General features: G+C 54.8%; 21 protein-coding genes. 11 read left to right on the top strand and 10 right to left on the bottom strand.

Features of this window, described 5'->3' with window-relative positions; all coding sequences use genetic code 11:
- Positions 1-256: 256 nt before the first annotated feature.
- On the bottom strand, positions 257-1,369 hold the full coding sequence (hppD, locus tag TH5_RS16420) for a 4-hydroxyphenylpyruvate dioxygenase (protein ID WP_114122744.1): 1,113 nt from the start codon (positions 1,367-1,369) through the stop codon (positions 257-259).
- 142 nt (positions 1,370-1,511) lie between these two features.
- Between hppD and TH5_RS16415 the strand changes: the two genes are divergently transcribed.
- A complete protein-coding gene (locus TH5_RS16415) occupies positions 1,512-1,982 on the top strand; it encodes an Lrp/AsnC family transcriptional regulator (RefSeq protein ID WP_114122743.1) in 471 nt (156 codons plus the stop codon).
- An 18-nt stretch (positions 1,983-2,000) separates the two neighbouring features.
- Here the strand turns inward: TH5_RS16415 and TH5_RS16410 are convergent, their stop codons facing one another.
- The 6 genes from TH5_RS16410 to TH5_RS16385 all read right to left on the bottom strand — a co-directional run bounded on the left by TH5_RS16410 (position 2,001) and on the right by TH5_RS16385 (position 8,191).
- Positions 2,001-2,783: a 4'-phosphopantetheinyl transferase family protein gene (locus TH5_RS16410; protein ID WP_114122742.1), complete on the bottom strand. Its 783-nt coding sequence runs from the start codon at positions 2,781-2,783 to the stop codon at positions 2,001-2,003.
- Between the two features lie 218 nt (positions 2,784-3,001).
- Positions 3,002-3,754 (bottom strand): ABC transporter ATP-binding protein, encoded by a 753-nt coding sequence (locus TH5_RS16405; protein WP_062951494.1) that lies wholly within the window; start codon positions 3,752-3,754, stop codon positions 3,002-3,004.
- A complete protein-coding gene (locus TH5_RS16400; protein ID WP_114122741.1) occupies positions 3,751-4,512 on the bottom strand; it encodes an ABC transporter ATP-binding protein in 762 nt (253 codons plus the stop codon). The genes TH5_RS16405 and TH5_RS16400 overlap by 4 nt, the downstream gene beginning before the upstream one ends.
- Positions 4,513-4,515: 3 nt before the next feature.
- Positions 4,516-5,679: a branched-chain amino acid ABC transporter permease gene (locus TH5_RS16395; RefSeq protein WP_114122740.1), complete on the bottom strand. Its 1,164-nt coding sequence runs from the start codon at positions 5,677-5,679 to the stop codon at positions 4,516-4,518.
- A 1-nt stretch (position 5,680) separates the two neighbouring features.
- A complete protein-coding gene (locus TH5_RS16390) occupies positions 5,681-6,697 on the bottom strand; it encodes a branched-chain amino acid ABC transporter permease (protein ID WP_085642205.1) in 1,017 nt (338 codons plus the stop codon).
- A gap of 132 nt (positions 6,698-6,829) precedes the next feature.
- Positions 6,830-8,191: an ABC transporter substrate-binding protein gene (locus TH5_RS16385; protein ID WP_062951498.1), complete on the bottom strand. Its 1,362-nt coding sequence runs from the start codon at positions 8,189-8,191 to the stop codon at positions 6,830-6,832.
- 201 nt (positions 8,192-8,392) lie between these two features.
- On the opposite strand from TH5_RS16385, the gene TH5_RS16380 reads away from it, so the two are divergent.
- The 10 genes from TH5_RS16380 (at position 8,393) to TH5_RS16335 (ending at position 19,856) form a co-directional block, all read left to right on the top strand.
- On the top strand, positions 8,393-9,976 hold the full coding sequence (locus TH5_RS16380; protein WP_114122739.1) for a helix-turn-helix domain-containing protein: 1,584 nt from the start codon (positions 8,393-8,395) through the stop codon (positions 9,974-9,976).
- A 68-nt stretch (positions 9,977-10,044) separates the two neighbouring features.
- Positions 10,045-10,428, top strand: coding sequence for a response regulator transcription factor (locus TH5_RS16375; RefSeq protein ID WP_231858231.1), 384 nt, complete (start codon positions 10,045-10,047; stop codon positions 10,426-10,428).
- A gap of 24 nt (positions 10,429-10,452) precedes the next feature.
- Positions 10,453-10,677: a hypothetical protein gene (locus TH5_RS16370; RefSeq protein ID WP_062958700.1), complete on the top strand. Its 225-nt coding sequence runs from the start codon at positions 10,453-10,455 to the stop codon at positions 10,675-10,677.
- A gap of 2 nt (positions 10,678-10,679) precedes the next feature.
- Positions 10,680-13,400 carry a sensor histidine kinase gene (locus TH5_RS16365; RefSeq protein ID WP_114122738.1) on the top strand — a complete coding sequence of 907 codons (2,721 nt, stop codon included), beginning with the start codon at positions 10,680-10,682 and terminating at the stop codon, positions 13,398-13,400.
- Positions 13,401-13,506: 106 nt separating this feature from the next.
- Positions 13,507-13,968 (top strand): (2Fe-2S)-binding protein, encoded by a 462-nt coding sequence (locus tag TH5_RS16360; RefSeq protein WP_062951502.1) that lies wholly within the window; start codon positions 13,507-13,509, stop codon positions 13,966-13,968.
- Positions 13,969-13,971: 3 nt separating this feature from the next.
- Entirely contained in the window at positions 13,972-16,140 is a 2,169-nt protein-coding gene (locus tag TH5_RS16355; protein WP_114122737.1) for a xanthine dehydrogenase family protein molybdopterin-binding subunit, read from the top strand.
- Positions 16,141-16,211: 71 nt separating this feature from the next.
- Complete coding sequence (locus TH5_RS16350) at positions 16,212-17,207, top strand: XdhC family protein (RefSeq protein WP_114122736.1); 996 nt, start codon at positions 16,212-16,214, stop codon at positions 17,205-17,207.
- Positions 17,204-17,797 (top strand): nucleotidyltransferase family protein, encoded by a 594-nt coding sequence (locus TH5_RS16345; RefSeq protein ID WP_114122735.1) that lies wholly within the window; start codon positions 17,204-17,206, stop codon positions 17,795-17,797. Before TH5_RS16350 ends, TH5_RS16345 begins: the two co-directional genes overlap by 4 nt.
- Positions 17,798-17,871: 74 nt before the next feature.
- On the top strand, positions 17,872-18,552 hold the full coding sequence (locus TH5_RS16340; protein ID WP_114122734.1) for a response regulator transcription factor: 681 nt from the start codon (positions 17,872-17,874) through the stop codon (positions 18,550-18,552).
- A 5-nt stretch (positions 18,553-18,557) separates the two neighbouring features.
- Positions 18,558-19,856: a sensor histidine kinase gene (locus tag TH5_RS16335; protein WP_244204950.1), complete on the top strand. Its 1,299-nt coding sequence runs from the start codon at positions 18,558-18,560 to the stop codon at positions 19,854-19,856.
- A gap of 11 nt (positions 19,857-19,867) precedes the next feature.
- On the opposite strand, the gene TH5_RS16330 is transcribed toward TH5_RS16335, so the two are convergent.
- Genes TH5_RS16330 through TH5_RS16320 form a run of 3 tightly spaced genes read right to left on the bottom strand, consistent with a single transcriptional unit; the run spans position 19,868 to position 24,514 of the window.
- Complete coding sequence (locus tag TH5_RS16330; RefSeq protein WP_114122733.1) at positions 19,868-21,088, bottom strand: amidohydrolase family protein; 1,221 nt, start codon at positions 21,086-21,088, stop codon at positions 19,868-19,870.
- Positions 21,081-23,636 carry a branched-chain amino acid ABC transporter ATP-binding protein/permease gene (locus TH5_RS16325; RefSeq protein WP_114122732.1) on the bottom strand — a complete coding sequence of 852 codons (2,556 nt, stop codon included), beginning with the start codon at positions 23,634-23,636 and terminating at the stop codon, positions 21,081-21,083. The genes TH5_RS16330 and TH5_RS16325 overlap by 8 nt, the downstream gene beginning before the upstream one ends.
- Before the next feature lie 2 nt (positions 23,637-23,638).
- Positions 23,639-24,514 (bottom strand): branched-chain amino acid ABC transporter permease, encoded by an 876-nt coding sequence (locus TH5_RS16320; RefSeq protein WP_244204949.1) that lies wholly within the window; start codon positions 24,512-24,514, stop codon positions 23,639-23,641.
- Positions 24,515-24,573: the final 59 nt, after the last annotated feature.

The raw sequence follows: 24,573 nt of genomic DNA, 5'->3' as shown, positions 1-24,573 counted from the left end.
ATCATCATCCCATTCCTGTCTTTGCCGCCCGAAACGCAAAAAACCCGCAAAAGCGAATCACGCTTTGCGGGTTTTGTCTCCGGACCCATTTGTCCTGTTGACTTTATCTTTATGACACAACCAAAAGAACAAATCAAGAACTTTTTCTAAAAAATCCGGAAAAAGTTCCCAACCAAAGCTCAATGCAGCGAGAAGGTTATATTTTTCAATACCTTGGGCAGGAGCAATTTAATCCGCCTGCCCTATTCAGCTACCCTTATTCCGCTGCATCAACTTTCAGAACGCCGCGACGGATCTGGTCTTCTTCGATGCTTTCAAACAGGGCGCGGAAATTGCCCTCGCCAAAGCCTTCATCGCCCTTGCGCTGGATGAATTCAAAGAAGATGGGGCCGATCACGGTTTTCGAGAAAATCTGCAACAGGATTTTGGTCATGCCGCCATCCACAACGCCCTCGCCATCAATCAGGATGCCATGTTTTTTCATGCGCTCAATCGGCTCGTCATGGCCCTGCACACGGTCATGGGATTGTTCGTAATAGGTATCGGGCGGACCCGGCATGAATTTAAGGTCATTGGCCGCAAGCTTGTCGGTGGCGTCATAAATGCCATCCGTCCCCACCGCGATGTGCTGGATGCCTTCACCGTTGTATTTTTTGAGGTACTCCTCAATCTGGCTTTTGTCATCGGTTGATTCGTTAAGCGGAATACGGATTTTGCCGCACGGCGATGTAATCGCGCGGCTGACCAGACCGGTGATTTTACCCGCAATATCAAAGAAGTGGATCTGTTTGAAATTGAAAAGCTCCCGATAGAAATCCCACCATTTATCCATGTTGCCGCGATAGACATTATGCGTCAGATGGTCGAGATAATAGAAACCGACCCCTTCGGGTTTCGGGTCGCGTTCGCCCAGCCAGTCAAATTCCGCGTCATAGGCCGAACCGGTTTCACCATACGCATCGATGAAATACAAAATCGACCCGCCAATGCCGACAATCGCCGGGACATCAAGGGTCTTGTCATCGCCAAGATATGGCTCCGCCCCCTTGGAAACCGCGTGATCAAAGGCATGTTTGGCATCCACCACCCGCCACGCCATCGACGGTGCACAGGGACCGTGCTTTGCAACAAACTTCATGCCATGCGAACCGGGCTCGGCATTCAGGATGTAGTTGATGTCACCCTGACGCCAGACGGTGATGTTTTTTGATTTGTGCTTGGCAACCGGCGTATAGCCCATGCGCGTAAACAGGGTTTCAAGCTTTTCAGCCTCTTCATGGGCAAATTCGACGAACTCAAAGCCATCGGTTCCGGCCGGGTTATCGGCCGTGATCGTTGCGCGGGGGGCATCATGTGGAAACGGTCCCATCGAAGGCTCCTTGATCTGGAATTAGAAAGGTTCTTGTTATGGACCTATCTTGCGCCAGATCGCCCGCAATGTGCGTGCATTCACGGTTGATTTTCGCCATTTCATACACATATCATGCGTGAATGGTCAAAATGGTGCATGAATGACGCAACTTGATAAACTTGATCTGAAACTGCTTGCCGAATTGCAGCGCGACGGACGCCTGACCAACAATGATCTGTCAGAACGGATCGCGTTATCACCGTCACAATGCTCGCGCCGCCGCGCCCGGCTTGAGGCCGAAGGTTTCATTCGCGGATACCGTGCCGATATTGACCGGCAAAAAATGGGCCTTGGTCTGATGGTCGTGATTTCCGTAACCCTGGCGACGCATAATCGCGACAATGCCAAACGGTTTTCCGAACTGCTGGCGAACCTTCCCGAAGTGCTCGAAGCCTATTCCCTGACCGGGGAAATGGATTATCACCTGAAGGTCGTGACCAAGGACCTTGCCGCCCTTTCGCATTTCGTAAACGAGGTTTTGCTGCCCCACGATTCCGTGCAGCATGTCAAAACCTCGATTGTGCTCAACGTCCTGAAAGACTTTGAAGGGCTGGCAGTCGAAACCAGCTAGGCACCTCCGCCGACACAATCAGATACATTCAAGCCATGACGTATCGGTAATTTCGGTTTCACGTGGCAGGGTCAGGGTAAACCAGCCGGTTTGATTGCGGCAGGCAATCGTGCGGAATTGCTCGAAATTGCGATAATGGATCGTGATAAAGGGCGGTTCTTCTATCAGCTCTGCCACCTCGAAAACCGGAAGCGGCACCATCAAGGCCGTATTAAGCGTTTTGCCAAGGCTTTCCTTGCAGCTCCAGAGAAGCTGGGCAGCGTCGCATTCCGGCAGGTCAAGCTTTGCCATTACCGCAAGTTCTTCGCGGGTCAGCTCCGCCTGCAGCAACGGCATCGCATCTTCGTCAATCGGCGCAAGATCGATACCCATCGGATGCGCCCGGTGATAGGCCATCGCCATGGAAGCATCCTCGCTATGCGCGATACTGACACATGGAAGCTTGTGCCCCAGCCCGGACCCGATTGCCGATGTGCCATCAATAAACGGCTGCCCGAACACCCCCGGCCGCACCCAGAAACGATCCGGCTCATCGGTCGCAAGCCAGTTGGTCAGGGAAATTTTGGCCGCAACCCGCCCGGCGATATAGCTTATACGACGGCCATCGTGGCTCATACGGCGCGCCAAAGAGACTTCTTCGGGATGGAGCCAGTTTTCGGCATCCTCGCCGGCCTCACCTTCCTCACAAACAGCCACATGCGCAAGCGTGGCACGCAACACCCCGATGGCGATATCAACTTCGCCCATGTCATCACGCGCCAGATCAATATGCCCGGTTCCGAGGACCCGAATATTTTCCATACGTGCTTCCGCTTGCTGTTTGGCAACCCGTTATGAAGCCTGTCTGCTGCAACTATTGTGCACCGGACACCCGCAATTGTGAACCGGCTATCTGCTGGCTGGCATATATGCGGCAGCGCATAAACGCGGAAAAGGCCGCGCACAGTGGCGCGGCCTTTTGACATCCCGGCACACCCTTACCCAAAGATGCCGGGATCCTCCCCCTGTCTGGTCAAAAATCAGATCGCGAGATACTGATCACGCAACTCGGTATCATCAAGAACCGCCTGCGCTGTGCCATCAAACACGATCTGACCGCTATCCATGATGATCGCACGATCCGCAAGCTTGAGTGCGGCAATCGCGTTCTGCTCGACAATGATGGTGGTGATGCCAAGCTTTTTGACATTTTGAAGCGTCTTTTCAATCTCCTGGACAATCACCGGCGCAAGACCTTCATACGGTTCATCAAGCAACAGCAGCTTGATATCACGCGCCAATGCCCGTCCGATTGCCAGCATCTGCTGCTCCCCGCCCGAAAGGGTGATCGCTTCCTGCTCGGCACGTTCACCAAGACGGGGGAAGAGTTCGTAAATGCGCTGGATCGACCAGCCAATCGGCTCGGCAATCTGGGCCAGTTCAAGATTCTGCTCAACCGTCATCCCCGGAATGATGCGGCGATCTTCGGGCACAAGCTGCAGCCCCAGGCGGGCGGCCTGCCATGCCTTCATGGTGTGAAGCGGCTGATGATCGAGCCAGATTTCACCATGCTTGAGTTCCGGATCGGCCATCCGCGCAAGCGCACGCAGGGTCGATGTCTTACCGGCGCCGTTACGCCCCAGAAGGGCAAGAATTTCGCCCTCGCGAATGTCAAAGCTGACACCCTGCACGATATAGCTCTCGCCATAATAGGCATGCAGATCATAGACCGAGAAGAAGGCCGGATCACCGCCCTGTTTCATGACGGGTTTGGTTTGCGGGACCGCGTTCATACAGTTTCCCCTCCGAGATAGGCTTCCTTGACCTTGGGATTGTTGCGCACCTCTTCCGGGGTGCCTTCGGCGATGATCGCGCCCTGCGCCAGAACACTGATGCGGTCTGCCAGACTGAACACGACATGCATGTCATGTTCGATGATCACCTTGGTCATGCCGCGTTCCTTGATCCGTTTAAGCAGATCAATCGTGCGGTTGGTGTCATGTCGCGACATACCCGCGGTCGGTTCATCCAGCAGGAAAAGCTTGGGCCGCTGGCTCAGGCACATGGCCAGTTCAAGACGGCGCTTGTCACCGCGCGACATGGAACCGGCCAGATGTTCCTTATGCTCGATCAATCCAACATCTTCGAGCATATGTTCCGCTTCGGCGCGAATTTCGCGTTCCGAAAACAGGCTTTTTAGGAAGCTCATATTGAACTCGCCATCCCGCTTGGCCAATGCGGGCACCATCACATTTTGCAGCAATGACAGATCCGGGAAGATTTCCGGCGTCTGGAAAACACGCGCCACACCAAGCTGATTGATTTCGTAGGGATGCTTGCCGGTCAGAACTTCATTGCCCAACAACACCCGCCCGCGATTTGGCGCCAACCGGCCGACAATGACGTTAAGCAGGGTTGATTTACCCGCCCCGTTCGGGCCAATGATGGCATGAACCGTTCCCTCCTTGACCCGAAGATTGATGTCGGACAGGGCACGCAGGCCACCGAAATTCTTGTCGACATCGGTGACATCAAGAATGTAGTCGGACATCGATCAGACCTCCCTCGTCGAAGGTTGTTGTTCTTTTTTATTGCCATCAAACGATGTCGTTCGGCTCCGAACCAGACGCCAAAGACGTGTGATCCCCTCCATCACGCCACCCGGCAGGAAAATCACGATCAGCATGAAAACAAGACCAAGGGTCAGGTGCCAGCCGTCCCCAACGAACAGACCTGCAACCGATGCCACCGCATGGCCAAGCCAGTCGGGCAGGAAGGAAAACGCATTTTGCAGAACCTGATCGTTAAAGGCCGAAAAGATGTTTTCGAAATACTTGATGATCCCCGCACCCAGAAGCGGCCCGATCAGTGTTCCCGCACCACCAAGAATGGTGATCAGAACAACCTCGCCCGACGCCGTCCACTGCATGCGCTCCGCCCCGGCCAGCGGATCGGTCACCGCCAGAAGCGATCCGGCGAGGCCGGCATACATGCCCGAAATGACAAAGGCGGTCATCAGGTAGGGCCGGGTGTTATATCCGGTATACCCCATGCGGTTCTGGTTCGACTTAATCGCGCGCAACTTCAACCCGAAGGCGGATCGGAAGATACGCAGATAGATAAAGAACGAAATGATCAGAAGAACCGCGCAGATGTAAAAGCCGGAATATCCGATCCCCTCTATTCCGAACAGGTTCGGGGTCGGCAATGCCGCCGATGCTTCGATCCCGGCCATTCGGTCAAGAACTCTTGCATCACCCTGCGTCAGTTGCAGGCCGGTTTCACCGTTCGTAATCGGTGTCAGAACCGAATAGGCCAGATTGTAGGACATCTGCGCAAAAGCCAGCGTCAGGATCGAGAAATAAATCCCCGAACGACGCAACGAGACATAGCCGATCAGAAGGGCAAACAGCCCCGAAAGTGCAACGGCAAAGATCATTGCCGGCAGGACATTCATCGACAGCAGCTTGAATGACCAGACGGCGGTGTAGGACCCGACGCCCAGAAACGCCGCGTGACCGAAGGAAAGATAGCCGGTCAGGCCAAACAGGACATTGTAACCGATGGCAAAGATGCCAAAGATCATGAACTTCTGCATCAGATCGGGATAGGCCGCACCGAAAGGCTGCAACCAGATCGGCATGGTCAGGACCACGACCGACAGAACCACCATATAAATCAGGTCCTGCTTGGGCGAGACGATTTGAGTATTTGACATATCAGCTCTCCATCACGCCCCGTCGACCCATCAGACCACGCGGACGGGTCAGCAGAATCACGACGGCAACAAGGTAGATGATGATCTGGTCGATACCGGGAAAGATGTCTTTCACTTCGGTCATCGACGAGAAGGATTGCAGGATACCAAGCAGGAAACCCGCCAGTACCGCTCCGGGAAGCGACCCCATGCCGCCGACAACGACGACGACAAAGGACAGGACAAGGAAGTCCATCCCGAGATGGTAATCAGGCGGCAAGACAGGTGTGTACATCACACCGGCAAGCCCTGCGACCACTGCAGCCATGCCAAACACGATGGTAAAGCGACGTTCGATATTGATGCCAAGCAGCTCGACCGTTGCACGGTCCGCCATACCGGCCCGCACCACCATTCCATATGTCGTGAAATGCAGGAACGAGAAAACAAGACCGATGATAATCGTCGAGAACAACAGATAAATCAGACGCCACCATGGATAAACCACAGATTCTCCAAGGCCGATCCATGCCCCGATATTGGCGGAACCGGCAACAATTTCCGGTGCACCTTGCGGGATCGGGTTTGCCCCGAAGAAGGATTTGATCAGTTCCTGCAACACGATCGCCAGACCGAATGTCACAAGGATCTGTTCGGCGTGGGAACGTTTGTAGAAATGCCGGATCAGTGCGCGCTCCATAATCACGCCAATCGCCAGCATCACCGGAATGGCAAGGATGATCGATAACGGTACAGACCAGTCAATAATCGCCGTGCCGGTATCGCCAAACCAGACTTCGAGATAAGGCGTTTCCTTGTAAGCGTCAAAGAAGGTGACTGACTCATCCTTGACCCGGACAGACAGCGTCAGGATTTTTTCCAGCGTCACCGCACAAAAGGCGCCGATCATGAAGATGGCACCATGGGCAAAGTTCACCACGCCAAGCGTGCCGAACACCAGGGTCAGACCAAGGGCAATCAGCGCATAAGCGCCCCCCTTGTCCAGACCATTCAGGATTTGAAGAAATATAGCGTCCATTGATTATCCGCCGCGTGTTCAAAAGGGCTTAACGAACAGAAAGCCAAAGCATTGGCCAAAAGCATTGCCCATCGGGGCAGTTGGGCCGACCGTCAGATGACAGTCGGCCCAGCCTGTTACGTTACAAGGGGATCAGACCTGATACGGACCGAGTTCCCCGCCGAACATGTCGGCCGGATATTCGACCTGTGCGCGCGGAACCTCTTTGACCACTTCAAGAAGGTCGAAGTTGGACTGCGGCTCCTGCTTGCCACGCACGACCAGAACGTCTTTGAAGCACTGGTGATCTTCTGCGCGATACAGGGTCGGGCCGTTGCCCGCACCATCGAACTCGAAACCTTCAAGCTGCTTGATGACTTCCCAGGGCGCGAAAGTACCGGCCATTTCGCAGGCATTTGCATAAAGCAGCGCCTGGACATAGCAGGTGTGTGCAGCCTGTGACGGCGGGAAGCCGTATTCCTGACCGAACGATTTCACAAACGCCTGCGAACCGGCATCCTGCAACGACCAGTGCCAGTTGGTGGTTCCTAGAATGCCTTTTGCGGCATCACCGGCACCCTGCGCCATCAGACGGGAATACAGCGGAACGACGATCTCGAAGTTCTTGCCGTTCACCTGCTTGTCACGCAGACCGAACTGAACCGCCTGCGTCAGCGAGTTGACCATATCCTTGCCATAGTGGTTCAGGATCAGGACATCCGCGCCAGAGTTCAGAACCGGCGTGATATACTGCGAGAAGTCACCCGCACCAACCGGGGTCCGGACCGTGTTGACGGTTTCCCAGCCGATATTCTCGGTTGCGGCCTTGATCGATTCTTCCTGGGTCCAGCCCCAAGTGTAATCGGCCGTCAGGTGATAGGCACGACGATCGGTGCCATATTCTTCCTTCAGGATCGGCGCAATCGCCTGACCGGACATGTAAGCGTTGAAGAAATGACGGAAGCCATAACGTTTTTTGTCCTTGCCAGTGGTGTCATTCGAGTGGGTCAGACCGGCCATGAAGATCACGCCCATTTCCTGACACAGCCCCTGAACGGCCACCGCCACACCGGACGATGAACCGCCGGTGATCATTGCGACATTGTCTTTTTCGATCATGCGCTTTGCCGAAGCACGCGCCGCATCGGATTTGGTCTGGGTGTCACCGGTCACGAATTCGACCTTCTTGCCCAGAACGCCGTTCCCCTTAAGCTCCAGCGGCTTGATGGTATTGAGCATACCGCCATCGCCTTCGCCGTTCAGGTGTTTCACAGCAAGCTGATAGGCGCGCAACTCATCGGCACCTTCGTCAGCATACGGACCGGATTGCGGAACGTTAAAGCCGAACTTGACACTGCCCGAGCTACCCGGGTCGCCCCGGAAAGTCTGTGCATGTGCATTTTTGATGAAATGCATCGGGAATGATGCGCCGATCAGCGCAGCCCCTGTCGTCGCAGCCGTTCCTTTAAGAACCGTACGACGGGATACATTTCGGGTGTTCTTGGTCTCCGACATGGTTTTCCTCCCCAATGTCTTGGGATGCGTTTCAGAAAAATCTGAGGCCGCGTTTTTTGATTAATGTTTTTGTCGACCTGTCAAAACAATGGGGACTAGTTGAAAATGAATCAATATGTGATTGAACAAGAACAGTTTTTTTGTAAATATATGAACAACTCAAATGAAAATTTGTAAATTTTGTCAAGAAAAGGGCACACCATGTCCCGTCAGGCACCCATCGGACACCGTATTCGCGGACGCCGCAAAGATATCGGTCTGACGCAGAATGCCCTGGCCAAGGCCGCGGGGATTTCTCCCTCGTATCTCAATCTGATTGAACATAACCGCCGGGCGATTGGCGGTGGATTGCTGCTGCGTTTGGCAAGCGCGCTTGAAATTCAGCCCCACGCCCTATCAGGGTCGGAAGAAAGCCGCTTGCTTGCCGATCTCGGCGAAGCTGCAACCGATCCGGTATTTCGTGAAACGCCCCTGATACCGCGCGAATTTCCGGCAATGATCGCCGCAGCACCGGGCATGATTTCCGCCTTCCTGTCGCTTTATCGTGCCTATCGCAACGGGCTTGAGGAAATCGACAATCTGTCCGAACGGCTCAGCCACGATCCGTTCTTGGCCGAGGCCAGCCATTCAATCCTGACCCGCATCACATCAATCCGGACAGTTGCCGAAATCTTTGACGATTACGATGACCTGCCTGCCGAACAACGGGCGCGCTTCAACGCCACACTGGTGCGGGAATCCCAAAGACTGGCAGAATCAGCAACCGAGATTTTCAGCTTCCTTGAACGCGGTGATGCCGGGCGCCCTGCCGCCAGCCCCGCCGAGGAAGTCGACGACCTGCTTTATGACAATGCCAACTATTTCCCGACACTCGAAGATCGGGCGGATGAAATGCGGGCTGTCATTGATCCTGCAGGCGGGTTGTTTCTGACCGACCTGATCAAGCATCTGGAACGACGTCATCAAATCCGGGTTGATCGTTTGCCACCCGAAGATTTGCCCGCATCGGGGTTCGACTGGAACCGCGCGGATTCCCATCTCAGATTTTCGCGCGCGATGCCGATCACCTCGACACGCTTTCATGCTGCACGGATCATTTGCCGACTGGAAGGCGAGGATACGGTCAATGACATCCTGGACCGCGCCAACCTTGGCACCGATGCCGCCCGCCAACGCGCAGGCGAGGCCCTGATATCCTATTTCGCAGCGGCCCTTCTGTTCCCCTATGACAGCTTCCGGGCCGAGGCCCAGATTTTGCGGCATGACATCGAATTGCTGCAGCAACGCTTTGCCGCAAGCTGGGAACAGGTCTGCCACCGCCTGACGACCTTGCGCCGCCCGGGTTCAGAAGGCATTCCTTTCCATTTCATGCGCACCGATATTGCCGGCAACATTTCCAAACGCTTTTCGGCATCCGGCCTGCAATTGCCGCGTTATAGCGGCGCCTGCCCCCGTTGGGTGGTCCACGAAGCCTATTTGACGCCAGAACGGGTAATACCGCAATTTGTTCGCCTGCCCGATGAAAGCGAATATCTTTTTATTGCGCGTGCGGTGCGTACCGGCGCCGGAGGGTATCGGGTGCCGCAATCGGTTTATTCCGTTATGATCGGTTGCGACACGGCCTTTGCCCGTGACATTGTTTATGCGGACGGATTGCCGCTTGATACCCCGCAGGCAGCCGTTCCGGTTGGCATTGGGTGCCGACAATGCCCACGTGAAGAATGCATGCAGCGCGCCTATGCGGTTGCCGATACAGGGCACGAGATCCATACCACCCCAAAGTAGCATTAAAACTCGCGCAATAACCGGTTAGGATCGAATATATAATAATTCGAATATTGGGGAGAACGTCCGTGACGGAGAGACCGAAGGTCCTGATAGCCGAGGACGAGGAAACCATCGTCGAATCGCTTAGCTTTCTGATGGAAAAGGAAGGCTATGACGTCAGCGTTGCAACCGATGGCCAGATGGCCATCGCAATGATTGTGCGCGACCTTCCTGACATGGTTCTGCTTGATGTCATGATGCCGGGCTGTGACGGCTTTGATGTTGTCCGCGCCGTTCGCGAAAATCCGCAAACCCGTCCCGTTCCGATCATGATGCTGACGGCCAAAACCCGTGAGGTCGACCGACGCAAAGGACTTGAGCTTGGCGTTGACGACTTTGTCACCAAACCGTTTTCCACCCGCGATGTGGTTTCACGCGTCAAAGCCATGCTGGCTGGCGACCGGAACTAGGCGCAAAAAAGCGGGAGCTGGCCAATGACCCCACCCCGGAAACTTACCGAACGCGCCTTTGTTCTTGCCCTTGTTGCGTTCTTTGCATGGATCCCGCCTTTGGTCGGGGTCTTTTCGCTCGAAGGAACGCTGTTCGGGTTACCCATCCTGTTCGTTTATTTCTTTGCCGGCTGGGCCTTGCTTATCGGCTGCTGTGCGCTCATCACACGCGCCCTTCGTCACAGCATCCAGGCGGAGGAAAGGGAATAGGCATGCTGTCCTCCGAACTGGTGATCACGGTTTCGCTTGCTTATGTCGGATTGCTTTATGCCATCGCATGGTGGGGGGACAAACGGGCACGCGACGGACGATCATGGGTGCGCAATCCGACTGTCTACACCCTGTCCATTGCGGTCTATTGCACATCCTGGACATTTTATGGCGCGGTCGGGTCGGCTGCACGAAACGGCCTTGAATATCTGACGATCTATCTCGGACCGACAGTCATTTTCCTTGGATGGTGGTTTTTGCTGCGCAAGATGCTACGCATCTCCAAGGCGCATCGCATCACATCCATCGCCGATTTCATTTCATCGCGTTATGGCAAAAGCACGCAATTATCGATGCTGGTTACCCTGATCACGGTGATCGGAACAACGCCATATATCGCGCTCCAGCTTAAGGCGATTGCCACCAGTTACACCGTTCTGACCGTCTGGGGCGGGGCGATGACCGGCCCGGTCGTCAATCAGGTGCCCATGCTTGCCGATAGCGGCTTTTGGGCGGCCCTTGGTCTTGCCCTGTTTGGCATTCTGTTTGGCACCCGGTTTATTGACGCGGATGAACATCACGAAGGCATGGTCGCAGCCATCGCCTTTGAAAGCCTTGTCAAAATGTTCGCCCTGCTTGCTGTCGGCATTTTTGTCTGCTTTTTCATGTTTGCCGGATTGGGCGATCTGTTTGATCAGGCCGCGGCAAATCCACAAACCGCATCCTTGCTGCAACTGCCTGAAAACGGCAGCGCACGCTGGATGACGTTGATGATGCTGTCCATGGCGGCAATCCTGACATTGCCGCGGCAGTTTCAGGTCATCATCGTCGAAAATGTCGATGAACGCCACCTGTCGACCGCAAGCTGGGCCTTTCCGCTTTATCTGCTGGCGATGAATTTGTTCGTCCTGCCAATTGCCTTGGCGGGCCTTGGCGTTTTGCCAAGCTGGGCCGATCCGGATTTCTTCGTGATTTCCGTACCCCTTTTTGAGGGCCATTCGCTACTGGCCCTGATTGCCTATGTCGGTGGATTATCCGCCAGCACCAGCATGGTGATTGTTGCAACGATTGCGTTGTCGACCATGGTCTGCAACGACCTTGTCGTTCCCGCGTTGCTGCGCATTCGCTGGCTGCGCGTCACCGAACGCGATGATCTTACCGGCCTTCTGATCTTCATCCGGCGCGCTTCCATCGTGCTGGTCGTGTTTATGGGCTTTGCCTATTACCGGTCAGCCGGGGCCAGTGATGCATTGGCCGAAATCGGCCTGATATCCTTTGCCTCCACCGCACAATTCATCCCGATCATGATTGGCGGCCTTTATTGGAAGGGGGGCACCAAAACCGGTGCGCAAGTTGGCCTTGTGATCGGTTTTGCCATCTGGGCCTATACCCTGCTGCTGCCATCGCTTGCCGATAGCGGCTGGATGAACCCGACACTGATCGAACATGGCGCTTTTGGTCACCCCTGGCTTCGACCGGAAAGCTTGTTTGGCTTAACCGGGTTCGAGCCACTCACCCATGCCCTGATCTGGTCAATCACACTCAATACAGCGGCCTATGTCCTGATCAGCCTGTTCACATCGCCAAGCGCGTTGGAACGCATTCAGGCCACCCTGTTTGTCGATGCGTTTCTGCGCAAAGGTCAGGAAACAGTTATCTGGCGGTCATCAGCAACGATTGACGATCTATATGAACTGGTTGAACGTTTTCTGGGCCGTGAACGTGCGTTTCATTCCTTTCGCGATTTCGGCTGGACGCGCGAAACGCCCTGGCGCGGCAAAGGCGAAGCCAATGCCGACATGATCGCCTTTACCGAACGGCTGCTTGCCGGGTCCATCGGGGCGGCGTCTGCGCGCGTAATGGTTTCCTCTGTCGCCAAGGGGGAAATGGTCAGTCTTGATGAAGTCCTCGAAATTCTCGAGGAAACGTCGCATGTGATCGAATATTCCCAGCGCCTTGAACAGAAATCGCACGAATTGGAACGTGCAGCGGCCGAACTTCGCGCTGCCAATGAACGGCTTAAGGAACTTGATCGCCTGAAAGACGAATTCCTGACCATGGTCAGTCACGAATTCAGAACACCGCTGACCTCGATCCGGTCCTTCTCCGAAATCCTTGTCGATACACCGGAACTCGATCCGGAACGCGCCGAACATTTCATGGGAATTATCGTACGCGAAAGCGAACGCCTGACCCGTCTGATTGACGACCATCTTGATCTTGCCAGGCTTGAGGCCGGTCATTCCGACTGGCGCCCGGAAAATGTTGATCCGCGGTCCGTCCTTGACGAAAGCGTCGAAGCAATCAAAGGGTTGCTCGACAACAAGGGGGTTGATCTGGAACTCGACTTGTCGCCCGCGACTGTCACGCTGCATGTGGATCGCGACCGGCTTACACAGGTCTTTATCAACCTGTTGTCGAACGCCGCAAAATTCTCCGCAGCCCGTGATCCCAGCGTAACGGTCCGCGGTGAAGTCATGGATGGCGGTTATCTTGTTTCGATCACCGATAACGGAAACGGCATCACCAAAGACGAACAGGCGGTAATCTTCAATAAATTTGCCCGTGGCGGCAAATACCCCGATGACAAACCCCGCCCGTCCGGTTCCGGCCTTGGTCTGGCTATCGCCAGACATGTCGTGGAACACTGCAAAGGCAAGATCTGGGTTGAGAGTCCACCGGGTCGTGGTGCGACCTTCAGGGTGTTTGTTCCCGCCGCCTGATTGCCTGCCCACCCCTCATTTTAACCATTCCAATTGGCGTTTACCCATCGGTTACCCCCGCTCATCAGAAGATAAATCACTGTTTATCGAGAGAGATGAGGCGGTCATGCAGTATCAGCTAAAAATAAACGGAGAATCCCGTACCGTCGAAGCAGAACCTGGCACCCCGCTATTATGGGTTCTGCGTGACGGACTGGAACTTACCGGCACCAAGTTTGGATGTGGCGTTGCCTATTGCGGCGCCTGTACCGTTCACATTGACGGGTACCCGACCCGTTCCTGCCAGACCTTTATTGAAGACGCTGTCGACAGCGAAATCACGACGATTGAAGGCGCAACCGACAAGATCGCCCAAGCGGTTCAGGCCGCATGGCGCGAAAAGGACGTCGTACAATGTGGCTGGTGTCAATCCGGACAGATCATGTCGGCCATCGGCCTTCTGACCGAAAATCCGAAACCGACGGACGATGAAATCAAGGAATACATGTACGGCAATGCGTGCCGTTGTGTGACCTATGTACGCATCAACGAAGCCATCAAACTGGCCTCTGAAAAGCTGGAGGCATAAGTCATGACAATCAATGTATCACGTCGCGGCTTCATGATCGGATCAGCCGCCGGTACCGCCGCCCTTCTGGTCGGCGTCAATGCCAAAGGCGTTCTTGCAGCAGGCAGCGGTGTGGCTGCCGCAACCGACCTTAACCCGTTTGTCAAAATCGATGCCGATGGCACGGTAACCGTCATCATCAAACATTTTGAAATGGGCCAAGGCACGACCACCGGCCTGACGACACTGGTTGCCGAGGAACTCGACGCCGATTGGGCGACGGTTCAGACGGCATTCGCCCCTGCCGACAATGAACGTTATGCCAACCTGTTCTTCCATGCACAGGGAACCGGTGGCTCAACATCCATCGCCAATTCCTTCATGCAATATCGCGAAGCCGGTGCTGCAGCGCGTGATCTTCTGGTCCGTGCGGCTGCCCAGAACTGGGGTGTCGATGCCAGCAGCATCACCGTTGAAAACGGTATGCTGAAATCCGGTGGCAATTCCGGTCATTTCGGAGAATTTGTTGCGATTGCAGCAACCCTTGAGGCGGTTGAAAAACCAACCGTTAAAACCCCGGATCAGTTCAAGCTGATTGGCAGCGACAAACTGCATCGCAAGGACAACACCGACAAGACGAACGGCACCGCAATCTTTGCAATGGATGTCAATCTGCCGGGGATGATCTATGCCGCGATCATGCGCAGCCCGAAATTCGGTGGCACCGTCACCTCCTTTGACGACTCTGCGTCCAAAGATGTTGCAGGGTTCATTGCTGCACAAATTCTGCCGAACAAGGCAGGAGTTGTGGCGTTTGGCAAAAACACCTGGGCTGCGTTTCAGGCACGTGATGCCCTTTCTGTTGAATGGGATTTCAGCCAGGCCGAAACACGCAGCACGGATGCCATGATTGCCGATCACAAGGCACTGCTTGATGCGCCGCAGTTTGACGCCAATCATGAAGTCCCGCTGGCATCCGTTGAACCGCTTCTGGCCAATGCCACCAAAACCATTGATGCAGAATTCACCTTCCCGTTTCTGGCCCATGCACCGCTGGAGCCGGAAAACTGCATCATCGAGCCAACCGAAAATGGCGTTCGCCTACATGATGGCTGCCAGTTTCCGACCCTGACCCGGCCAATGGTCGCAGCCGCCCTTGGACTGGAACCGTCACAGGTCGAGATCAGAACGCTTTATGCCGGCGGTTCGTTCGGTCGTCGTGCCAACGGCGCCTCGGACTATAATGTCGAAGCCGCCATGGCCTTTGCCGTTTCGGGCCGCAAGGTTCCGGTCAAACTGGTCTGGAGCCGCGAAGACGATATTCGCGGCGGTTATTACCGCCCAATGGCCGTACACCGGGCAAAAATCGGTCTGGATAGTGATGGCAAGATTATTGGCTGGGATCACCGGATAGCTGTCAAATCCATCATGAAGGGTGGCCCGATGGAAGGTATGGTACAGGATGGCATCGACCCGACATCGGTCGAGGGTGTCACCGAAAGTCTTTATACCATCCCCAACCATGGCATCGGGTTAAGCGACTTCCAGACCCCGACCCCCATATTGTGGTGGCGTTCGGTGGGACATACCCACACCGGATATGTCATGGAAACACTGATGGATATGCTCGCAATCGAAACGGGGCAGGACCCGATCGAAATGCGCCTTGCGATGCTTGATCCGGCAGGCACCAATCAGGCCCGCATGATCGAAGCCATCAAGCTTGTCCGTGAGATATCCGGATGGGAAAAGGGCGACAAACGTGGTTTTGCCGCGCACCTTTCGTTCAATACCTGCGTTGCGGTTGTTGCCGACGTCACAGTCGAGGACACCAGTGTGCATGTGAACAAACTGTTTATGGCGGTTGAATGCGGGGTAGCAGTTAACCCCGATGTCATCCGCGCACAGATGGAAGGCGGTGCTGGTTATGCATTATGTGCCGCCTTCCGCAACGAAATCACCCTGACGGATGGTGAAGTCGACCAGTTCAACTTCCCGGATTACGAACTGCTTCGAAATGCCGAAATGCCTGCCATCGAAGTGGCAATTGTTCAATCGAACAATGCCCCTACGGGCGTTGGCGAACCGGGCGTCCCCCCGACCGCTCCGGCTGTTGCCAACGCCATTTTTGCCAAAACCGGAAAACGGATCACGGATCTTCCGATGACCAAAGCCGGTTTCGACTTCGTGTAAGGCATGTTGCCCGGGGGGCATTTTCGGGTCCCCACCCGTCCCCCGGGCAGCCCCTTTTGCGGGAGCACATCATGAGTAACCAGTTATCGGCCATGCTACGCGTCTGGCAAGAAAACAAGACAGATACTGAATGGGTTTTGGGTACGGTTTATCGCACCGAGGGTTCGGCCTATCGCAAGGCCGGGGCCATGATGCTGATTAACGGGAATGGCCAGCAGTTTGGCCTACTGAGCGGCGGCTGCCTTGAAGCCGATATTATCCGCAACGCCCGGCGCGCCATGGTAACCAACAAAACGGTCATGCTTGTCTATGACGGCAATGACGAAGACGACCTGTCTTTCCGGCTGGGCGTTGGTTGCGGCGGCAAGGTATTCATCATGCTGCAACCCCTTGACCACGCAAACGACCTTGGGCTTTCCGATCTTTGCGATGCTTTGATGGTGCGCCAAAGCGGTCTGTATTTTCAGAAAGTCGGCGATACCCGCGGATATTTCAAACGTGCGGACCATACCGGCCAGCGCACCGGCTATATCGAAAACCGGTCTGATGGTGACTGGCTTGTAACCCCGATTGTGCCTGAACCCCACATCCTGATCGTCGGGGGTGGATTGGATGCGCGGCCTGTCGTCTCCATCGCCCATGAAATGGGCTGGAAAACCACATTGGTGGACCCGCGCCCGGCAAATGCCCGCCCGGAACATTTTCCCAAGGCAGGCACCATCCTGCGTCAGATCGACACAACATTGGTTGATTATGTTGCGCAACATCGCGTCGATACGGCAATCCTGATGTCGCACAGCATTCATATCGATACCAAGGCGCTTCAGATTCTGAAATCCAGCCAGCTGCGTCATGTCTCCATGCTTGGCCCGCGGCATCGTTTTGTCGATGTTCTTGAACGTGCGGAAATTGCCGAGCCTGCCCTGCCCTTCCCGGTAGCCAGCCCCGCCGGGATCGATATTGGCGGACAACTGCCGGAAAGCATCGCACTTTCAATGTTATCGGGTATTCATGCGGCACTTTACAAACTTGATGCCGCCCCGGCACTCGCTCAGGCGGCTGAATGATGAAAATTGCCGGTCTTATCCTTGCAGCGGGTGGAAGCACACGATTTGGCGGACGCAAACAGCTTGCCGATATCGATGGCAAGCCGATGCTGGAACACGCCATTGATCAGCTTCGCCCCATTTTCAACGATGACCTCTATGTCGTGCTGGGTGCATTTCGCAATGAAATCCTTTCGGTGATCGGCAATCGCGCAAAAACCATCGCCAACGACAACTGGCAATCCGGTATGGGATCATCGATTACAGCAGGCATTGCCGGAATTTGCGCAGCCGGTACGTATGACGGCGTTCTGATCGCCCTTTCGGATCAGGTCGGGTTAACCAGCAACGACTATCAGAAACTTCTGAATGCCTTTGACGGAAGCCATATCATTGCGTCGCGGTATAAGGAAATGAACGGCGTCCCCGCCCTGTTTCCCAGCGCATATTTCCCGAAACTTTCCAAATTGGACGGCGCGCGCGGCGCACAACAGGTGCTCAATAGCAGCAGTCACGATATCAGCGCGATTGCCATGCCAAATGCAGTGTTCGACATCGACACCCAGGATGATCTGAAACTGTTTGCCAACCGGCTTTTCGAAGCGGGCTGACCTTTGGCCGCTTTTAGGGCAATCTGGTATCTTCAGCATCTGGCAAAAAACGCCGCAACCGGAACCACATGCACATGAAATCAACCGCCAACATCATGGTCCTTCTGGTTGAAGACAACATGGATATTGCCGGAACAATAAGCGATTACCTGACGATAGAAGGCATCGAATGCGATCATGCCTTTGACGGGGAAACGGGTTTTCAGCGCGCACTTACTGGCGAATATGATGTGATATTACTTGATATCATGCTGCCGTTTCGCGATGGCATAAGCATTTGCAACGCATTGCGCAACGAGGGTATCGACACCCCGGTTCTGATGCTGACAGCGCGCGATACGCTTGCCGACAAACTTGAAGGTTTCGGCGCCGGGGCAGATGACTATCTGGTCAAGCCCTTTGCGCTTGAAGAACTGCTGATGCGCACAAGGGTTCTGTCGCGACGCCGCAGCGGCGAAATCCGGCGGTTTTCACTTGGCGATCTGGTTGTTGATTTTGAAAACAGGCATGTCGCACGGTCTGGGCAGGCAATCAGTCTTTCGCCAACAAGCTGGACCATTCTGGAAGTTCTTGCCCAGAACAGCCCGCATGTTGTGACACGATCACGACTGTCGATGGCGCTGTGGCAGGGAGACCCGCCAGATACCAATGCGCTCAAGACACATCTTTACAAATTACGGATGCGCATCGACAAACCGTTTAATCAGAATTTAATCCATACCGTCGCCGGCCAAGGCGTGGCCCTTCGCGAGTAGAATCAATGCATGCCTGTACACCGATCCAGAAAACCTTTTCCCGCTTTGTGCGGAACTACGTTTTGCTGGCACTTGTCATTACGCTGGTGATCTATACCGGTGTGGTTAATTTCTACATGCTGTATGGCAAGTGGATGGTTGCGAGTTTCCAGTTGCAGACCATCGCGGAACAATATGATGAAATGCTCAGCAATGACCCAACGACCCCACTTCCCAACGGCTTTAACATCCAGACCTTCACTGATTATGACGCTTTGCCGGAACTGCTGCGCGACCGGTACAAACCCAACGATATCGACCCGGGCGAGCTTTACTATCTGAACACCGATAAATATGCCGCGCAAAAAGACCCCGACAATCCGGTCTTTCTGGTGTTTCCTCATATTCTTGCGAACGGCACGCAAATCCTGCTGTTGCAGACCTATCACGCGGGGGACGAAGACAGCGTCTATTTTGCGCGCCTACATAAACTGGCCCTTCTTTCCATCCCGTTTGCGCTTGGCGTTGTTGCGATATTTGCCTATGTGCTTTGGCTGATCGGCAGGCGCATGACGCAGCCATCGGAAAACCTGCAAAGCTGGGCGAAAACTTTGTCGCCTGAAAACCTTGATCAACCGGTGCCGGATTTCGGCTTTACCGAACTAAATGATGTTGCCAGCGAACTGCATCAGTCATTGGTAAGGGTCGACAGGTTCGTTACACGTGAACGCGAATTCCTGCGTCAGGCCAGCCATGAATTGCGAACCCCCGTCACAATCGTCAGCGGCAATGTTGAATTGCTTGATAAAACACCGTTAAACGAAATCCAGGTTCGTCTGGCCGCGCGGATCAAACGCGCCAACCGCAATATGCAGCAACTGATTGAAACCCTGCTTTGGCTCGGACGCGAGGCAACGCCAAACGGCATACATGAAAAGATCGACTATCCGGCTTTCGTGCGTGAGGCTATCGTTGATCTAGCCTATCTGACAGACGGCAAAAACCTGACCTGTGAATTCAGTGCGGACTTAGAAAGCGGCGAGATCAAAGCATCACCTGCCGCCCTGATGATTGTCGTATCAAACCTGATCCGCAATGCGTTTGAACACACCCCCAAGGGGCAGGTTACTGTTCGACTTGAAGCCAACAAACTGATTGTCGAAAATAACCTGATGACCTGTGCCGGGGATTGTGCCCGCGATCAGGGCGAAGGCATCGGCCTGCATCTGGTGCGGCGGATTTGCGAACGCTGCAACTGGCATTGCGATACAACCTTCCTTGCCTCGGGCGGCATGCGCGCAACCTTCACCCTTGCAGACGCCTGATTTCCTCACCTTCAAGGGCGCAGCAATTTTGGTACTGGATGTTCGAACGTTACCCGGCCGTCCTTCATGCCCCATATGGGACGGGAAATTTCCGAAACGACCTGCGCCCGACTGGTTGCAGGTAATGCAATAAAGGTCGCCGACCCGCCAATCGCGATTTCAGTTGATCGCCCCAAAAGCTTTGCCGGGCTATCGGCAACCATAGCAAAGCACATTTCAAGTTCTTCGGTCGTGCTCAGCTGGCTGACATTGGCATAAAGATTTGCCATCCGTGACAACGAGCAATCCCCGAACGGCGTGAACGGGTTCAGGACATTGTTGGTTGCGATGGTACAGCACACACCGGCATGCGCCAGACTGTGCGCTGGCGCAACGCCGCGCGGGACCGAATGTTCGCAATTCCGTCCGGTCAGGAAAAGGTCGGTCGATGGCAACACCGTCAACCCGACCCCGGCCTGTCGCATCAGGGCCGTGGTGTTGGTCAACTGATCCTTGGACAAAACAGATAATTTTGTCACATGGCCAATCATCACGCGCCCCTGCCAGCCAAAGGCAACCGTCTGGCGCGCGACTTCATCGAGATGACGCCATGTCGGGTCGAGATCGAAATCAAGATGGAAATCCAGATCGACATCATAATCGCGAGCCATTTGAAACAGGCGTTCGATCTGCCCGACCGGATCGCTATCCATATAGGGACAGCCCCCCAAAAGATCCGCACCGTTATCAAGCGCTTCGCGCAGAAGTTCCTCAGTCCCCGGATAGTTCAAAAGACCTTCCTGCGGGAAAACGCAAATCTCGACATCCATCGCCCAGGCATAGTCACGTTTCAGGCGTTTGATCGCCCGAAACCCGGCCAAACCGATACCCGGATCAATTTCAACGTGGGTCCGTATGGCGTTGGTGCCCTGGGTTATGGCTTTCTCGATGACTTTTGCCCCGCGGGCATAAACATCATCTTCGGTAAAGCCGCTTTTGGCCTTGGCAACAGCGCTTATTGCACCTTGCAACGTGCCGCTTTCGTTTTTCGCACGATCAAGAATGCAGGCCTTGTCGAGATGCAGGTGACTTTCAACAAAACCACCGGTCAAAAGATTGCCACCGGCGTCAAAGGACGGCGCCTCACTTGCAATCGACGCCCCAATATCGGCGATTTTTCCACCCTGTATCGCAATATCAAGAAGACCGGTTTCGCCATGCAGGCAGGTATTCCTCACCACATAATCAAGCATGTTCGCTGATCACCTTTTCATTTTTGGACTGATCCGCACCACCGAGATACGCATCGATCAATCGCTCATCTTTCAAGAGGTCTTTGGCGCTGCCTTCAGCAACGACCTGCCCCTGTTCAAGGACATATGCATAATCGGCAACCGATAGCGCCATGGTTGCCATCTGATCCACCAGAAGGATCGTGACCCCGTCATCGCGCAATTCACCCAGAATGGTGTAAAGTTCTTCGACCATGGCCGGAGCCAGACCAAGGGATGGCTCATCCAGAAGCAATGCCTTTGGCTTGGCGACAAGGCCGCGCGCGATTGCCATCATCTGCTGTTCCCCGCCCGACAGAAGACCAGCCTGGCTGTTGATCCGGTCACGCAGTCGCGGGAAACGGTTCAGAATGGTTTCAAGTTCTTCACGGCTGACCGGTTTGGGTTGCTTGTATGCACCCAGTTCGATGTTTTCACGCACTGTCAGCTCGGGGAAAACCTGTCGTCCTTCGGGTACCAGGATCAGTCCCTGTTCGACGATCTGATGCGGGGCCAAATTATGGATATATTCGTCATTAAGAATGATGCTGCCCGAAACGGGGCGCAGCAATCCCGAAAGCGCCATCAGGAAGGTCGATTTACCTGCCCCATTGGCGCCAAGCAAAGCCACCATTTCGCCGGGTCGAACCTTGATATCAACAGACTTCAATACCGGTGCCGCCCCATACCCCGCTGTTAATCGCAGTGACGCGATAACCGGTGTTTCACTAGTTACAAGTGGTGTGGGTCTTGGATGGGTCTTGCTATTGCCATCGCCAAGATAGGCTGCAATGACACGCGGATTTTTCTGAACGTCCTGCGGATTGCCAAGGGCAATCGGTGCCCCGGCATCAACCGCCAGGATCAGGTCCGAAATGCCCATGACCATTTCCATGTCATGTTCGACCAGAACCACCGCGATTCCGGCACCTGCCAGCTTACGCAGCAATCTGGCAAGTGCAACCTTGTCCGCATGCATCAAACCTGCAGCGGGTTCATCAAGCAGAAGGACACCGGGTTTGGTCGCAAGCGAGCGGGCGATTTCGACCAGACGCCGGTCCACATGCGGTAAATCACCCGCACGTGCATCAGGATCACCAAGATATCCGCAAAACTGCAAAAGCCCCGCCGCAAAATCGCGATTTTCGTCTGATGCGATGCGTGAAAATGGTGCCCCGAACCGGCCCAATGAAATACCGGCAATCACATTGTCGACCACCGACATGTTTTCAAAAAGACGTGTCGCCTGATAGGTGCGTGCAATACCGTTACGCGCGGCAAAATCTGTAGCCTTGCCTGCGATATCACGATCACCGATGCGAACGGCTCCCTCGGTCGGTTTGTAAAACCCGCTGATGATGTTCAGTAACGTCGTTTTACCGGCACCATTCGGCCCAATGATTGATGTCACCTGCCCCGGTCGGGCCATGAAGGACACCTGATTAACTGCCTTAACACCACCAAAGGCAATCGATACATCATCGACCAGCAAACCTTCGGATTTGGGATAATCGGCCAACCCGGCTTCGATCTTTTCGGGGGGAACCGGTGTCACCTTCTGCCGCGCCAACGGTATGAAACGGGCAATCGTGCCGACAATGCCGCGCGGCGCAATCAGCAGAACCGCAACAAGAAGTGCACCGAAAATCAGCAACCGGTATTCGGCGAAGTCCGAGAGCAGCTCCGGCAGCAGGACGGAAACAGACGCCCCAACCAACGGCCCCAGAACGGTTCCGGCTCCGCCCAGAATAACCGCAAACAGATACAGGATGGATTGGCTGAGCGGGAAGTTTGACGGTGCGATAAACATCATCAACGGTGCAAACAACGCCCCCGCCAATCCGGCCATTGCCGCCGCAATGGCAAAGCCCGATGCCTTGACCACAAAGGCATTATAACCAAGCGAACTTGCGGCGATTTCCGCATCCCGCATGCTGGTCATTGCCATGCCCCAGCCACTAACCGCCAGACGCCGGAATGCCAGAAGAGCACCCCCGCCGAGCAACACGCACAACATCACCAGATCACGTTCGGAAAAGACATATGATCCGATCTGCGGCATCGGAAAACCCATCAAACCGTTTTGCCCGCCGGTCAGGTCACGCCATTCAATCGCGCCATGTTCAACGATGAAGGCAAAGGCAATCGTGACCATCGCCAGAAACGGCCCCGCCATCCGCACGGCAGAAATCGCCAATAAACATCCGGCAATCCCGGCAATGACGGTGGCCGCCAGCAAACTGATCCAGAAGTTAAGCCCGGCAAGCGTCAGGATCGCACTCGCATAAGCCCCGATGGCAAAGAAACCGACCTGCCCCAGCGACACCAGCCCGGTCAGGCCATAAAGCACGTTCAGGCCCACCGTCAGAATGACGGTCATCGCCACCAGCCCAATAATGAACTGCGTATAGCCGCCAGTGAACAATACGGCGACAAGTCCCCCGGCCATCGCCGCAACAATGACGCTGTCGAGTGCTACCGGCTTGTTTAGTTTCGGGATCGGATTTTTGAATTTCACGGACAGTTTCATCCCTACACCTTCTTGATGGCAGCACGGCCAAACAGGCCACTTGGCTTGATCGTCAGAACCGCGATCACCAGTGCAAAGACAACGATGAAGGTATAGGACGAACCGAGATAGGTGGTCACAGCGGCCTCGACCATCCCATAGATGAACCCCGCCAGCATGACGCTATAAGCCGATGTCATGCCGCCCAGAATGGCAACCGCAAAAGCCTTCAGGCCAAACAGCGTTCCCATGTCTGAATGCACGGAAAAAAGCGGTGCGATCAAAAGTCCGGCACACCCGGCCAGCATTGATGATATGGCAAAGGATCCGGTCACCATGACCGTGGTGTTGATCCCCATAAGCTTCGCCGCTGTCTGGTTTTGCACAACTGCCAGCAACGCCCGGCCCTGTCGGGTATGACGAAACAGCGCATGCAATCCCAATGCGACACCAATTGCTGCAATCGGGATCAGGATTTGTTGCGGATAAACCCCGCTGCCAAGAATATTCCAGCTGTCTTCCACAAGAACCGATGGCAAGGTTCTGGGTTCATTTCCGAAGGTAAACAGCACCGCGTTATCAAGCAAAATACCGCCTGCCACGGTTGCCATCAGCCACGCTTCGGAATTGCGAACCGCAAACGGACGGACAAGGAAAAATTCAACAAGAACACCCATCACGCCACAGCACAGAATGGCCAGCGGATAACCCAAAATCACCGGCATTCCATACTGCTGACAGAAAACAAAACCCAAAACAGCCCCAAGCATGACCATGCTGCCCTGGGCAAAATTGACTTTGGATGAAACCGAATAAGTGATCTGAAAGCCAAGCGCGATCAGGCCATACATGCTGCCCAAACCGATACCGGTAATCAGGGCGGCCATTAACAAGGTCATTGCAAATTATCCTTCGCACGAAACCGCAGCAAAATGGCACGCGGTTTCCCTGCGGCCAC

Origin of the sequence: Thalassospira xianhensis MCCC 1A02616 (assembly GCF_003326475.1) — a bacterium.
Classification (GTDB): domain Bacteria; phylum Pseudomonadota; class Alphaproteobacteria; order Rhodospirillales; family Thalassospiraceae; genus Thalassospira; species Thalassospira xianhensis.
The sequence above is the reverse complement of the archived record's forward strand: the minus strand, read 5'-3'. Positions and strand labels throughout refer to the sequence as shown.

Coding starts and splice junctions, on each gene's coding strand:
- TH5_RS16400 (WP_114122741.1), bottom strand. CDS start 4,512: ATGTCCGACTACATTCTTGATGTCACCGATGTCGACAAGAATTTCGGT.
- TH5_RS16330 (WP_114122733.1), bottom strand. CDS start 21,088: ATGCTTGATTATGTGGTGAGGAATACCTGCCTGCATGGCGAAACCGGT.
- TH5_RS16380 (WP_114122739.1), top strand. CDS start 8,393: ATGTCCCGTCAGGCACCCATCGGACACCGTATTCGCGGACGCCGCAAA.
- TH5_RS16325 (WP_114122732.1), bottom strand. CDS start 23,636: ATGAAACTGTCCGTGAAATTCAAAAATCCGATCCCGAAACTAAACAAG.
- TH5_RS16345 (WP_114122735.1), top strand. CDS start 17,204: ATGATGAAAATTGCCGGTCTTATCCTTGCAGCGGGTGGAAGCACACGA.
- TH5_RS16365 (WP_114122738.1), top strand. CDS start 10,680: ATGCTGTCCTCCGAACTGGTGATCACGGTTTCGCTTGCTTATGTCGGA.
- TH5_RS16395 (WP_114122740.1), bottom strand. CDS start 5,679: ATGTCAAATACTCAAATCGTCTCGCCCAAGCAGGACCTGATTTATATG.
- TH5_RS16415 (WP_114122743.1), top strand. CDS start 1,512: ATGACGCAACTTGATAAACTTGATCTGAAACTGCTTGCCGAATTGCAG.
- TH5_RS16350 (WP_114122736.1), top strand. CDS start 16,212: ATGAGTAACCAGTTATCGGCCATGCTACGCGTCTGGCAAGAAAACAAG.
- TH5_RS16390 (WP_085642205.1), bottom strand. CDS start 6,697: ATGGACGCTATATTTCTTCAAATCCTGAATGGTCTGGACAAGGGGGGC.
- TH5_RS16370 (WP_062958700.1), top strand. CDS start 10,453: ATGACCCCACCCCGGAAACTTACCGAACGCGCCTTTGTTCTTGCCCTT.
- TH5_RS16410 (WP_114122742.1), bottom strand. CDS start 2,783: ATGGAAAATATTCGGGTCCTCGGAACCGGGCATATTGATCTGGCGCGT.
- TH5_RS16320 (WP_244204949.1), bottom strand. CDS start 24,514: ATGACCTTGTTAATGGCCGCCCTGATTACCGGTATCGGTTTGGGCAGC.
- TH5_RS16405 (WP_062951494.1), bottom strand. CDS start 3,754: ATGAACGCGGTCCCGCAAACCAAACCCGTCATGAAACAGGGCGGTGAT.
- TH5_RS16355 (WP_114122737.1), top strand. CDS start 13,972: ATGACAATCAATGTATCACGTCGCGGCTTCATGATCGGATCAGCCGCC.
- TH5_RS16335 (WP_244204950.1), top strand. CDS start 18,558: ATGCATGCCTGTACACCGATCCAGAAAACCTTTTCCCGCTTTGTGCGG.
- hppD (WP_114122744.1), bottom strand. CDS start 1,369: ATGGGACCGTTTCCACATGATGCCCCCCGCGCAACGATCACGGCCGAT.
- TH5_RS16360 (WP_062951502.1), top strand. CDS start 13,507: ATGCAGTATCAGCTAAAAATAAACGGAGAATCCCGTACCGTCGAAGCA.
- TH5_RS16385 (WP_062951498.1), bottom strand. CDS start 8,191: ATGTCGGAGACCAAGAACACCCGAAATGTATCCCGTCGTACGGTTCTT.
- TH5_RS16340 (WP_114122734.1), top strand. CDS start 17,872: ATGAAATCAACCGCCAACATCATGGTCCTTCTGGTTGAAGACAACATG.